This is a genomic window from Arthrobacter vasquezii (assembly GCF_029455255.1).
GTDB classification, from domain to species: domain Bacteria; phylum Actinomycetota; class Actinomycetes; order Actinomycetales; family Micrococcaceae; genus Arthrobacter_D; species Arthrobacter_D parietis.
Genome location: NZ_JAROKN010000001.1, coordinates 218,001 through 231,064 on the forward strand (window position 1 = coordinate 218,001; position 13,064 = coordinate 231,064).

General features: G+C 64.0%; 12 protein-coding genes. 3 read left to right on the top strand and 9 right to left on the bottom strand.

Annotated elements, in window-relative coordinates; genetic code table 11:
- Nucleotides 1-2: 2 nt before the first annotated feature.
- On the top strand, nt 3-944 hold the full coding sequence (locus tag P4U43_RS01040) for a carbohydrate ABC transporter permease (RefSeq protein WP_056550156.1): 942 nt from the start codon (nt 3-5) through the stop codon (nt 942-944).
- A gap of 80 nt (nt 945-1,024) precedes the next feature.
- Here P4U43_RS01040 and P4U43_RS01045 read toward each other — a convergent pair whose 3' ends face one another.
- The 5 genes from P4U43_RS01045 to P4U43_RS01065 form a co-directional block, all read right to left on the bottom strand.
- A complete protein-coding gene (locus tag P4U43_RS01045; protein ID WP_277357067.1) occupies nt 1,025-2,404 on the bottom strand; it encodes an extracellular solute-binding protein in 1,380 nt (459 codons plus the stop codon).
- A gap of 195 nt (nt 2,405-2,599) precedes the next feature.
- A complete protein-coding gene (locus tag P4U43_RS01050) occupies nt 2,600-3,178 on the bottom strand; it encodes a helix-turn-helix domain-containing protein (RefSeq protein ID WP_056550151.1) in 579 nt (192 codons plus the stop codon).
- Between the two features lie 130 nt (nt 3,179-3,308).
- Nucleotides 3,309-4,451: an AI-2E family transporter gene (locus P4U43_RS01055; protein WP_277357068.1), complete on the bottom strand. Its 1,143-nt coding sequence runs from the start codon at nt 4,449-4,451 to the stop codon at nt 3,309-3,311.
- A gap of 70 nt (nt 4,452-4,521) precedes the next feature.
- Nucleotides 4,522-4,848 carry a DUF202 domain-containing protein gene (locus P4U43_RS01060; RefSeq protein ID WP_277357069.1) on the bottom strand — a complete coding sequence of 109 codons (327 nt, stop codon included), beginning with the start codon at nt 4,846-4,848 and terminating at the stop codon, nt 4,522-4,524.
- Between the two features lies 1 nt (nt 4,849).
- Nucleotides 4,850-5,236, bottom strand: a complete 387-nt coding sequence (locus P4U43_RS01065) for a YidH family protein (RefSeq protein ID WP_277357085.1) — start codon at nt 5,234-5,236, stop codon at nt 4,850-4,852.
- A 242-nt stretch (nt 5,237-5,478) separates the two neighbouring features.
- Here P4U43_RS01065 and P4U43_RS01070 point away from each other — a divergent pair, with 242 nt between their 5' ends.
- The gene (locus P4U43_RS01070) at nt 5,479-6,573 is read left to right on the top strand and encodes a VIT1/CCC1 transporter family protein (protein WP_277357070.1); all 1,095 of its coding nucleotides are present in this window, start codon (nt 5,479-5,481) and stop codon (nt 6,571-6,573) included.
- Here P4U43_RS01070 and P4U43_RS01075 read toward each other — a convergent pair.
- The gene (locus tag P4U43_RS01075) at nt 6,534-7,604 is read right to left on the bottom strand and encodes a DUF808 domain-containing protein (RefSeq protein WP_277357071.1); all 1,071 of its coding nucleotides are present in this window, start codon (nt 7,602-7,604) and stop codon (nt 6,534-6,536) included. The genes P4U43_RS01070 and P4U43_RS01075 overlap by 40 nt on opposite strands.
- Before the next feature lie 299 nt (nt 7,605-7,903).
- On the opposite strand from P4U43_RS01075, the gene P4U43_RS01080 reads away from it, so the two are divergent.
- On the top strand, nt 7,904-9,457 hold the full coding sequence (locus P4U43_RS01080) for an LTA synthase family protein (protein ID WP_277357072.1): 1,554 nt from the start codon (nt 7,904-7,906) through the stop codon (nt 9,455-9,457).
- 54 nt (nt 9,458-9,511) lie between these two features.
- Here the strand turns inward: P4U43_RS01080 and P4U43_RS01085 are convergent, their stop codons facing one another.
- The 3 genes from P4U43_RS01085 to P4U43_RS01095 form a co-directional block, all read right to left on the bottom strand.
- Entirely contained in the window at nt 9,512-10,378 is an 867-nt protein-coding gene (locus P4U43_RS01085; RefSeq protein ID WP_277357073.1) for a glycosyltransferase family A protein, read from the bottom strand.
- Nucleotides 10,375-11,868 carry a D-glycero-beta-D-manno-heptose 1-phosphate adenylyltransferase gene (gene rfaE2 / locus P4U43_RS01090; RefSeq protein ID WP_277357074.1) on the bottom strand — a complete coding sequence of 498 codons (1,494 nt, stop codon included), beginning with the start codon at nt 11,866-11,868 and terminating at the stop codon, nt 10,375-10,377. Before rfaE2 ends, P4U43_RS01085 begins: the two co-directional genes overlap by 4 nt.
- Nucleotides 11,865-13,064 (bottom strand): aldehyde dehydrogenase family protein (locus P4U43_RS01095; protein ID WP_277357075.1); only part of this gene is annotated, 1,200 nt, incomplete at its 5' end. The genes rfaE2 and P4U43_RS01095, both read right to left, overlap by 4 nt.

Here is a 13,064-nt window from a genome sequence, read left to right on the forward strand (position 1 = left end):
CCATGGCGTCAGTTCTCAAGTCGCAACCGCAGGCTGCCGCTGAGTCGGATCCGCGGGACAAGTCCGCCGCAACCCCCACGCAGCGCTTCCCCTGGTACAAGCCGCGCAGCATCATTGGGCGGGTCGTCCTCTGGGCGCTTCTCCTGGGATTTTCCGTGCTGTTCCTGTACCCGTTCGCGTGGCTGCTGGCGGCAACGTTCAAGCCACGCCAGGACGTCTTCGACAACCGGCTCATCCCGGAAACCTGGGTCTTCACCAACTACGTTGAGGTGTGGGACCAGCTGCCGCTCCTCGCCTGGATCTCCAACAGCCTGATCATCGCCCTGCTGGCAGCCGGGCTGGTGACCTTCTCGAGCTCTCTGGTGGCCTTCGGCTTTGCCTACTTCCGTTTCCCGTTCCGCAACCTGCTGTTCGGCCTCGTGCTTGGAACCATGATGCTGCCCGGAGCAGTGACCATGATCCCGGTCTACCTGATCTGGAAGGAACTCGGTTTCCTCGGCACAACGGTGCCTCTGTGGGGAGCCAATCTCTTCGGCTCAGCGTTTTACATCTTCCTGCAGCGCCAGTTCTTCCTTGGCCTGCCCCGGGATATCTTCGAAGCCGCCCGCATCGACGGGTGCAGCTACTTCGGATTGTTCCGGCGGATAGCCATGCCGCTGTCCATCCCGTCCTTCATCATCGTGTTCATCTTTGAGTTCCAGGCGAGCTGGAATAACCTGCAGGCGCCGCTGATCTACCTGAACTTCGGCAGCCCGGACCAGTACACGGTGCCGCTCGGCATTTCCTACGCGATGTCGCTGTTCAGCCCGACCTCCGGCGGTGAGGCCGACTACCAGTACGTGATGACAGCGGCCCTGCTGGTAACGCTGCCCATGCTGATCCTGTTCGCTTTCGGTCAGCGGTACTTCATCGAGGGCCTGGCGGGACAGGGCCGCAAGGGCTGACCCACCACCGGGGCGCAAAGAGAGGGGAGCCAGCCTTGCGGCCGGCTCCCCTCTTTACGTCTTAACAACGACGGCGGCGCCTACTGTGCGCCGGCGGTCGCCTGTTCGTATACCAGCATTGCGGCGGCCTGCGCATCGCCCAGTGCTTCCTCAATGGTCTTGTCACCGGACATCGCGGGAGCCATGGCGTTCTGCAGTTCGGTCTGAATCTCAAGGCCAGCCGGCGATGAACCGAGCGGCACACCGTTCTCGAGCGCCTGGTAATAGGAGTCGATCAGCTGGTCGAAACCCTCGTTACCGGTCGGCTCCAGGTACTCTTCCTTGATCAGCTGGTCTGCGGTCTGCGAACCGGTGAAGATTCCGGTGAAGATCCCGCCCTCCTCCATACCCGAAACGCGCGCCTCGGCTGCTGCCATCCAGGCTTCATCGGAGGTGTTGGTGACGGCCCACTTACAGGCTGCCGCCTTGTTCTTGGCACCCGTCGGGATCACGTAGGACTGCCCGCCGGCAACGGCGATGGCCTCACCGTCCTGGTTCCGCAGCGGAACACCGGAAATCTCGAGCTTGTCCGCATAATCAGCGAGGACGTTGGGGTACCACTGGGCGTACAGTCCTGCGCCAACCTGGTCAGCAACGAACTGGTTGTTCTCGCCGAAGAAGTCCCAGGTCTGGCCGAAGCTGTAGGCGGTCTCATAACCACCCTGGGCGTCGTAGATCTCCTTCAGCCAGGTGAGCGCTTCGATATTCGCGGGGTCGTCGAGGGTGGGTTTACCTGTCTCGTCCATGATCTGCCCACCGAACGCGGCGAACCAGATCGGAGCCTGTGACGGCATTTGAGGATCGAAGCCAAGACGGGTGGGGTTTTCACCATCGGACTCGTACATTTTCTCTGCAGCGGCGAGAACGGCATCAGGATTCGAGGTGTCGAGGTCCTCAGCCGTGACACCGGCCTCGTCCATGACGCGGGTGTTGGTGATGATTGACCAGGGCTGCCAGAACTGGGGAATGCCATACACCTTCCCGTCATAGGTAACGTCCTGCAGCACCGCAGGGTAGTAGTGCTCCTCAGCGTTGACATCATGCGTAGTGAAGCATTCATCAACCGGCTCGATCAGCCCCTTGGCCGCATAGGTTGCCACGTACTGGCGGTCCATCACCACAAGGTCCGGCAGTGTTCCGCTCGCGGCCTGCGCAGCAAACCGTTGGGGATCGAAGTTGCTCTCGTTGATCTCGACGGTCACGCCGTCCTCCTCCAGGGCGGCGGTAGCAAGGTCCGCACGGGACGTTGCCACCTCATCCCCCAGAGTGAAGCCGCCCGTCGTCATGGTGCCGGAGAGTTCTGCCCCGTAATCTGCGGCCTCGCCGCCATCGGCAGTCCCGCCGCCTCCGCCGCCACATGCCGTGGCGGTCAACGCAACAGCCGCAACCACCGCAAACCCTGCTGTCCGAGAAGTTTTCATCGCTCCAGTCCCTTCACAAGCTAGCGCGCCGGGCACCGGCGCGGCGTCGTCGAGGCATCGAGGCGAACAACCGGTACGAGCCGGCCTGCCGCGATGAGTGACCACAACAGTCGCCGATCCTGTATAGACCGGCGTCGTTCGATCAGTATTCCATAAGCTCGCTTGGTATCCCGGTAACAATTGGGACAGGAAAAATCAGCTTCTTGACGCCGCTGGGACCAGGGTCCATAGCACCACCGCTTCCTCGTCAGAGGGGTTCACCCAGGTGTGCGGTTCCCGCCCCGGGAAGGTGATGGTGTCACCCGCTTCCATCGCGTACCGGTCGTTGGAGAAAATCAGTTCGAACCGACCGGCCACAATATGCAGGGTCTCCACTTCGCAGTCCACCGAGTACAAATCCGACTCGCCTTTGCCATTGGGTGCAACAACAGCCCGAATCATCTGAAGGCGCTGCTCCGAACGCGCTGTCATGAGCCGCTCGTTGATGCCTTCACCACCGAGACTGATCTTCGGTGCTTCACTCAGCCGGGTGAGATGCGTTTCCGGGACGGTGAAGAGGTCCCCGATGGAGATGGACAAAACCTGGCACAGCGTCACGAGAGAAGCGACCGACGGCGACGTCAGGTCCCGCTCCACCCTGCTGAGGAAGCCTTTGGTCAGCCCGGTGGAGTCTGCCACTTGTTCGATCGTCATGCGCTGGGCCTGCCGCGCTGACCTGATCCGCGAACCAATCGCGACCGGCGCGTTGCTCGGTTCAACTGGGAGAGCCTTCACTGTGGTTCCTTCCGGGGCTGCTGGTTTACGAGCATACAGACGCTGTCGGCTCCCCAGTACAAAAACTGCCCGCAGGTGCAGGGCTGCCGTTTCGAACCGGCGGCCCTGTACCCGCGGGCAGTTTCTGTGTTTACGGTTCCTGCGCAGGCACCGCCCCGGCGCCGTCCGGATCGGATTTCGCAGGCACAGCAGCCGGCTCCGGCTCATCCTCCTCGTTCCATGCCTTGATCGCCGCCCACGTAACTGCGGCCACCGGTACGGCAAGAATCGCACCGACGATGCCGGCCAGGATGGTCCCCGCGGTCAACGCCAGCAGGATCACGAGTGCGTGGATGTTCAGCGAGCGCCCCATGACAACCGGCTGCAGGAAGTTGCCTTCCAGCTGGTTCACAACGACGACGGCGAGAATCACCATCAGCGCAACGAACGGCCCGTTGGCCACCAGTGCAACCAGCGCGGCGAGGACTCCCGCAACGGTTGCGCCGACGAGTGGAACGAATGAGCCGATGAACACGATCACGGCCAGCGGGATGGCCAGCGGCACACCCAGAATCAGCAGGGCGATGCCGATGAACACCGAGTCCACGGTGGCGATAATGGCCGTTCCCCGAACGTAGCCGCCCAGCACGTCCAGGCTCCTGTGCCCAACGCGCTGCGCGCGGTGCAACCGTTCCCCGCGGAAAGGCCGCAGCATGAAGGCCCAGATCTTGTCGCCGTCCTTCAGGAAGAAGAACAGGATCACCAGCATGAGCAGCGCTCCCGTGAGAAAGCTGCCGGCTGCGCTGAGCCCGGTCAGCGCAGTACTACCCACGGTCGAGCTCGTAGCGAAGTCGATCAGGGATTGCCGGGCGCTTTCGATTTGCTCCTGGTCAATCGGGATGGGACCGGTCTGGATGAAGTCGTAGACCTGCTGGAAACCCTCGTTGGCCTGCTGGATCAGCTCGTCGAGCTGGCTGCGTACCGCGAACACGATCCCGGTGATCACACCGCCGAGCACCACCAGCAGCAGCAGGAAGGAGGTGGCAGTTGCCAGCGCGCTCGGCCAGCCGCGGCGTCGCAGCATGTTGACCAGAGGGCTGATGGCTGCGGCGAGGATCAGCGCGAGCAGCAGCGGAATGACCACGAGCCGCACCTGGATCAGACCGTAGATCGATACCACCAGCAACGTCAGGAGCAGGAGCAGCTGCGCACTGCGGAGGCTCACCCTTCCGAGGCCGTCCCTCCATGGGTTCGGCTGGTTGCGTGCTGCATTGGTGTCGCGTCTGTACTCCACGGCGCTTCTTCCTGGTACGAGAGGGCATGCTGAAAGCAGGCGGGTTCGCTACTACCCTACGTGCAGCCTGTTACAGCGGCAGGAACAGCACGGTGTAGATTCCGAGCGCGCCTACCGCGAACACCGCCAGCGAGGTAGACATCACCGCCACAACATCCGCCTCCACCCGTCCCCGCGAAATCCCTGCGACGCTCCGCGCATACCTGCGGCGCTGGCTCACATAAATGCCGAGCGCCGCCGCCAGTGCCGCAGCCACAAGCGTTCCAGCGAACCAGCCGTAGGTTGGCACCCACCGCAGGAACAGGAGACTGGAGCCGACCAGCGCCGTCATTGTCCTACCCCAGGCCAGTGATGTCCGCTCCGGCTGAAGGCCGGAGTCCCGGACCAGCGAAATCACTTCAACTGCTCCGCATCAGCACGAAAACAACGACGACGGCGGCAACTACCGACCCTCCCAACGCCAGCAGCGGCGCCAGGAAAGGAAGCGGCAAAGGCGTGCCGTGCCGCATCGCACGCTCAACATTGAGCCAGCGAAAACACGCCAGCGAAGAGATGATCATCGCAAGCAGGAGCAGCAGGACGGCCAGGGCGGTCCGCAGTTGCGGCTCGAAGATCGCGGTGGTGAACGCCTCCACGGCGATCCCGCCGGCCATCAGCGCCAGTGAGGTGCGGATCCACGCAAGGAACGTACGTTCGTTCGCAAGCGTAAACCTCGGGTCCGGCTCGGCACCTCCGCGCAGGAGGCGGCGGGCGAGACCGCGCCGAGCGCCGTCGTCGTCGTTCATTGCGGTATCCACCGCCTCATCCTAACCAGTGCCGGCTTCAGGACCCGTTGCGGGTACCATGGATGTTTGCGAAGGGGAGTAGTTCCGGAGTGCAATGCGCTCCGCGGCCTGTCGACATACTGGTGATCAGCGATGATGCCCGGCAGTCCACCGCATCAGCGGCGAACGAGACCTTCGGCCATGCATTCGTTAATGGCCGGAGCTCCTCAACAGCCCTGGCCGGAGAAAATCAGGAGCCGGCTGTGAGCCCCGAGGTAACCCGAACACCCGCCGAGATCAAACGTTGGCGGCAGTATCTCGCCGACGAACGGGCAGAGGCTGCAACCTACCGCTACCTTGCCCGCAAGCGCGGCGGCGAGGAGAAGGAAATCCTCCTCGCTCTCGCCCAGGCTGAGGGACGACACGAACAGCACTGGCTCACCCTGCTGGGGAACGACGCCGGCAAACCGTTGCGTCCGTCGCTGCGGAACCGGATTCTCGGCTTCCTTGCCCGGCGCTTCGGCTCCGTGTTTGTGCTGGCCCTGGCCCAGCGTGCCGAGGGCCGCTCCCCCTACGCTGCGGACCCTTCCGCGACCAGCGCAATGGCTGCGGACGAGCAGATCCACGAGGAGGTTGTGCGGGGCCTCGCAACGCGTGGACGCAATCGGCTTTCCGGCAACTTCCGTGCCGCGGTCTTCGGTGCGAATGACGGCCTGGTGAGCAACCTGGCTCTTGTCATGGGTATCGGCGCAACAGGAGTCTCGAGCGCGTTCGTGCTGTTCAGCGGTCTCGCGGGCCTGCTCGCCGGCGCGCTGTCCATGGGCGCCGGCGAATACGTGTCGGTGCGGTCGCAGCGGGAGCTTCTGACAGCGTCACGTCCCACGCAGGTCACCCTGACGGCAGCCAAAGAGCTCGATATCGACGCCAACGAACTCGTGCTGGTCTACCGCGCACGCGGCATGTCCCCTGAGGCAGCAGAACATCGTGCAGCCGAACGCCTGGGGCAGTTCAGCTGTGACTGCGATCCGAGTTTCTCGCTCCAGCCCGAGCGTCAGGAACGGCAGGACGACCACGAGAGCGTGGGGACAGCGATGGGAGCGGCGGCCGCGAGTTTCTGCTTCTTTGCCTCCGGGGCAGTGATCCCCGTTCTTCCGTACATTTTCGGGCTCACCGGAATCACGGCTGTGATTGTTGCCTGCGCCCTGGTGGGGCTGGCGCTATTGGCGACAGGCGCCGTCGTCGGTTTGCTTTCCGGCGCCTCTCCGCTCAGGCGGGCACTGCGTCAGCTCGCCATCGGGCTGGGAGCGGCCGCAGCGACCTACGTTCTGGGGTTGGTGTTCGGCGTCTCTGTTGCCTGAGCGGAAGTTGCCTGAGCGGAATCGGCGTTGTGTTTCTTCGGCCGATAGCCCGAGACTGCTGCGCGTACGTCGCCCTCCTCGTGCCCGCCTTTGTCCTTGCCGAACGGCAATGCCTTCAGCAGCGGGTGCACGATGGCCATGACGGCGAGGCCCCAGGCAAGTCCGACGATTGCCGACAACAGCGTGTTCACGAGCCAGGCCAGCAGCCCACCCACCACTGCAATACTCACGAACGGTTCTTCGAGGGAGTGGATGAGGTCGTACGGCGGGTGCCATCCAAGGTCATGGACGCCCTGCACCATGATGTGGCCACCTACCCAGAGCATGGCGATAGTGCCGATGAAGGTAATCGCGGCCAGCACCGCGGGCATTCCCTTGACGAGCAGCTCACCGAACCGCTTGGAGCCTGCAGAGTCTTTGGTTGTCAGGTGCAGCCCGATGTCGTCCATCTTGACGATCAGACCAACGGCTCCGTAAACGAGCACGGTGATCGCGATAGCCACGACAACCAGGATGAGCGCACGGGACCAGATGGACTCGGCGGCCACCTCGTTCATCGAGATGACCATGATTTCGCAGGACAGGATGAAGTCGGTGGTGATCGCACCCTTGATGACCTTGGCTTCTGCCTCGGGGCCTCGCTCCACCGCTGGCGACTTCTTCGCATCGTGTTGGCCGCGGAGCTTGTGCCAAACCTTCTCGGCGCCCTCAAAGCAGAGGTAGGTGCCGCCCAGCATCAGGATGTAGGGGATGATGCCCGGGACGAAGGCACTGACGAGGAGCAACGCCGGCAAAATGATCAACAGCTTGTTGCGTAGCGAGCCCCAAAAAATGCGCTTGATCATTGGCAGTTCGCGGGACGGATCAGCCCCGGAAACGTACTGCGGGGTGACTGCAGCATCGTCAATCACAACGCCGGCCGCCTTTACGCCGGCTCTTGCGGCTCCGGCTGCAACGTCATCCACCGAGGCGGCCGCTATGCGGGCAATGGCTGCGACGTCATCCAGCAGGGCTACCAGACCGCCGCTCACAGAGTGCCCCTGTGATTCTCGAACGCGGACGGCTGACCGTGGAGGCCTCGGTCGAGGCGCTGTGAAGACATGCTCCGAGTATATTCTGATGTCCCGGTCACCGCCCCGGGGACGGACCCGTGCTGATGATCTGTGATGGTGACACGGCAGAGGTACAGGCGGATGTTCGATGAAGTTTTCCTTCGTGGCTCGCGCATGAAATCCTTATGAACAATGGATATACGACTGGGCACCCGTGAACCGGACCACGATCGAGGGTGTTCAGCGGACATCCGAGCTGCGAAACGCGAGGGGTTGCCGTGCTCGGCTCAATTCTTTCAGTGACCCGGCGCGCCGGCACCTTCCTTGGCCGCACGTGTATCTACGCGCTGATCTGGGCGGGCCTCGCACTGCTCATCGCTGCTGCCATCATTCGTTCCCACTGGGGCGAAATCTCCGTTGGTCAGATGCTGCTGAACCTCGTCTCCGTGGAAACCGACGGCGGTGGCGGTCCCATCATCTGGATCGCCGTCCTGGGTATCGGTGTAGTTCCGCTGCTCATCACCGCCGGGATCGCGCTGTGGCGCTACGCCCGGCATCGTAGGCGGCGGAACAAGACGGCGGTCATTCCGCCGCGATCGCAGTGGATCATGAACACTGTCTCCGGCGTTCTGGTGGCCGGACTGGTTGTCGCGGGCACCACGTCCTTCGCCAGCACGGTCAGCCTGTGGGATTACATCAAGGCGGCGAATTCGTCGTATGACATCGGCAACTACTATGTGGAGCCGACGGTCACCGGCGATGCGCTCAAGCGAAATCTGGTGTTGATCTATCTTGAGTCCGGTGAGGGCACCATCGCGGATGACCAACTCTTCGAGAAGGACGCATTCGCTTCGCTCAAAGAGGTCACCAAGGCTTCAGACGGCTGGCAAAGCGTCGAGAGTTTGCGCGAGTACAAGGGTGGTGGCTGGACAATGGCCGGCCTCGTTTCGACGCAGTGCGGCATCCCGTTGAAGGGCACAAGTTCCGCCATGGGAAGCGGCGCGCTGAACAGTCTCGGCGGTGAAGTCGACACCTATCTGGGTGGGGCTACCTGCCTGGGCGACCTTCTGGACGAGCAGGGATACAAGAACGTTTTCCTGGGCGGCGCCAATGCTTCATTCGCCGCGAAGGACGTCTTCCTGAGCAGTCACGGTTACTCCGAGATCAAAGATCTTTCCGACTGGCGCGCAGCCGGTGAACCAGAGAACAACTTCCGCAGCGACTGGGGCCTGAGCGATGAACGCCTGATGGCCTACGCCAAGGATGAGATCGACGTGCTGCACGCCGAGGCGGAGAACACCGGGCAGCCGTTCAACCTCACAATGCTGACGCTGGACACACACGCCCCGCTGCACATCTATGACTATTGCGACGTGGACACGGAGAACGCGACCACCTCGGTGTTCGCCTGCTCCATGACCCAGGTGGCCGGATTCGTCGACCACATGAAGGAGAAGGGCTACCTTGACGACACCGCCGTGGTGATCATGGGCGACCACCTCAAGCAGTTGACTACCGGCGACCCCTTTGAGGACCAGTTAGGCGGGAACGACAACCGCACCATCTTCAACCGGATCTGGATCCCGGGAGCGGACAGCAGCACCATCGTGCGCTCCGAAATGGACCAACTGAGTCTGTACCCAACAATTGTGGAGGTGGCCGGCCTTACGCTCCAGGATCAGGAGGCAGGCCTCGGCGTGTCAGCCTTCGCTCCATCGGTGCCCGCTGACTCAGCGCAGGCGATGAATCCTGATGCCTATGCTGAGCTGCTCGACGCGGCCTCTGCGCAATTCTACGCAGAGGCCTGGGCCGGCGAGCCAGCCATCGAATAGCGCTGCCAGGCTCGAACGGGATTGGAGCAGCGTTCGGCCCGGAATTCGCTCGACCTAAACCCCATCAACACCAAGCACGACGTCGGCCGCATCCGTTTCGCGGTGCGGGACGGTAGTGGGCGACTCCAGATGCACTGCCCCCGACGGCAGGATTCCGGCGCCGCCGTACCGTTCCATCACGCGCCACTGAGCGGCAACATCCTCGCCTGCATGGTCAGCCGGCAGCTGGTCCCAGAATTTGAACCCGCCACACTCCACCAGTGCTTCCCGGTTGAAGAGGACGCATCCTCCGACCCAGGCCACCTTGTACAGCCGCCAGTCCTCCCGCGCGAGGCTAAGCTCCGCCGCAGCGTGGGTGAGGTTGGCGGCGTTGTGCAGCGCCCACCGGCCGAAAGACGGGTCATCCCGCCGAACCCGCTCAGGGCGAACAGCGCGTTCCCACAGCTCAAGCGGTTCAAGCTCATGCTCCCGATAGTCGTCGAGGAAGGACAGCCCCTGCACCGCAGCGCCCACGAACCCGCAGCCGGCTTCATTCAGGGCGGCGTGCATGCGGGCAATCATTCCGGGTTCGAGCCAGACGTCGTTATCCAGAAACAGCACCTGGGCCGCACGCGAACGCTCCAGCAGGATATGCCGCTGCTGCGCCACTCCGCGTCGAGGCAGATTCCGCTCGAGAGTGACCGGCCGCCCCTGCGCGCGAAGAACCCGCACCATTGCGGCCACCGCGGGTTCCTCCCACACCGGTTCCCCGTCGGTCTGGTCACTCAAAATGACCGAGAAAACGGGGCCGTCCTGTGCCGCCAGGCCCGAGAGCGTGACAGCCAACTCTGCCGCGCGGCCGTAGGAGGGAATCAGCACGTCCAGCGCGGGCTCTTGGGAAGGAGCCGGCCGCCCCCACTCCCCTGACCAGCGGCGGCTCATGGTGCAGCAGTGGGAGTGGTGCGGATCTTCTCGACCATCGCCGTCGTCGAACGCTCGGGAACGTAATCGAGAATCCGGACCACTCCCCCGCAGCGCTCCACGACCGGCGCCTCTTCCAGCATCTGGGACGAATAGTCCCCGCCCTTCGCGTAGATATCCGGCCGTAGCGCCTCAATGAGCGGCACCGGGGTGTCGGTGTCAAAGGCCGTTACATAGTCGACACAGCTGAGCGCCGCAATGACCCCCGCCCGGTCGGCGAGCGAATTGATAGGCCGGTCCGGTCCCTTCAGGCGACGCACGGAGTCATCACCGTTGAGGGCCACAACCAGCACGTCGCCCAACTGCTTGGCCTGCGTCAGATAGCGGGTATGGCCCCGGTGGAGAACGTCGAAGCACCCATTCGTCAGTACAATCCGCCGGCCTTGCTCCCGCTCTGACTCCACCCGCTGCAGCAGTTCATCCAGCGGCAGGGTTGTCGAGGACAGATCACCCAGGTACTGCGCAAGATCAGCAGTGGAACACACCGATGTTCCAGCCCGGCCCACCACAACGTCCGCCGCAGCCTGCGCCAGATCGAGCGCAGCGCTCATCGGCATTCCCGCGGCACGCCCGGCCGTCAGGCAGGCAACGAACGTATCTCCGGCCCCGGACGCCTGTTTCTCCGAGGCGGGCCTAGCCCACGTCCGATGCGCCTGACCCTCCGCAGAGAGCAGCACCGTTCCGTCCCGATCCAGCGTCACGACGACGGCGCCCGCACCCGTCGCTGCGAAGAGCTCCTCACGGCGTTCGGTCACCAGCGCAACCCGTTCTTCCGCAGCGGTGGGCGGGAAAGCGGTGCCCAACAGCCGCGCCGCCTCCTGGGCGTTCGGCGTAACGATGGCCGGCGACAAGTCTGACCAGGGCCGCGGGTCATGCGCATCCACCACGGCGAGCGCCCCGCCAATGTGCTCCCGCAGCGCTTGCCGCACGGCCGCGCCCAGCGCTCCCGTGCCATAATCACAGACGACGACGGCGGCACTCCCGTGCAGTGCGGCAGGAACCGCCGCTGCCAGCGCGGCCACGGTATCCTCGGGCGGCTCGCCGTCCTGATCGTCAAGGCGCAGCATCACCTGGTCGCCGCCGATGATGCGGTTCTTGGTGGTTGTGCGAACGCCGGGCGCGGCGATCAGTCCGGAGGTGTCCACCCCGGCGTCATCCAGCAGCGCGCGCAGGCGGGCTCCGGCGTCGTCGGTTCCGACCAGGCCAACCAGACGCACGCTGGCGCCGAGAGCAGCAAGGTTCATGGCTGTGTTCGCTGCGCCGCCTGGAGCGTGATCCCTGCGCTGCACGTCGACGACGGGTGCGGGAGCCTCCCGACAAAACCGTTCAATGGTCCCGGTCCACCAGCCGTCCAGGATAACGTCGCCAACCACGGTCACGACCGGTGCCACACGGGCAAGCTCGATGGGCACCCGCTCGGTGAGGCCACGGGTCTCCGGCAGCGTAGTCATGATCCGGCGGACTTTCCCGGCGCTTCGATGTGCACTACCTTCACCCTGCAGAACTCGTCGAGCAGTTCCGGCCCATAGCCGAAGCCCTGGCCGCTCTCACCGCGCGGCTGTGCAGAACCGCCCGGAGCGCCACCGAAGACTGCGTTGACCTTGACCGTTCCGGCTGGTAACGCAGCAACTGCCTTCTGCGCGTGGGTGATGCTCGCGGTCAGGACATTCGCTGCCAGACCGTACTTCCCCGCAGCGGCGAGTTTGAGCCCCTCGTCGAAGCTGCCCACGCGCACCACAGGAGCCACCGGGCCAAAGGTCTCCTCCGTCATGATGTCCATCCGGTCACTGCAGTTCAGCAGGACAGTCGCCGGGTAGTAGGCGCCGGGACCGTCCGGGATCACCCCGCCCTCCGCCGGATTGGCTCCTTCAGCCACTGCTGCCTGGACCTGAGCGTGAACAGCATCGCGCAGGCGGCGGTCAACGAGCGGCGCGAAAGTTCCGGACTCGTTGCGCCGTCGTGCTTCAGTGACCAGCGCGGCACAGAACTCGTCTGCAATCGCGTCCACAACGTAGATGCGTTCGACGGCGGTGCAAATCTGTCCGGTATTGCTGAAGGCGCCGATAGCGGCCTGCTCCGCTGCCCAGGCCGGGTCCACGTCGTCGTCAATCAGCAGCGGATCATTGCCGCCGTTCTCGCGGAGCACATGTGCGCCGGTGAGCACCGCAGCACGCGCAATGCGGGCGCCGGTGGCGCTGGAGCCAACGTGAGCGAAGACGTCAACGCCGTCCTCCGAGGTGAGCATTGATCCGACCTCGGGACCTCCGGTAAGGGTGGTCAGCACACCAGCAGGAAAACAGGGCGACAGGAGCTCGCCGAGCAGCTGGCCCACGTGCGGACAACGTTCGCTGGGCTTGTGCAGGACAGTGTTGCCGGTGACCAGGGCTGCACCGAGCAGTCCCGCAGCAACAGCAACCGGGTCATTCCAGGGAGTAAGCAGCACCGCCACGCCACGCGGCTCCGTGACCGTGTAGTCAGAGGCGAGTGCGGACCCGCGGAGGCTGTGGCCGCGATGCAGCGGCCCCAGCTCGGCATACTGCTCAAGGGTGGAAGCTCCGGCCTCAATGCCGGCAAGGGCCTCCTCGCGCGGCCGTCCGGTCTCGCTGCTGTTCAGCTCTGCCAACGTGCCCGCACCCGCGCGCAGTGC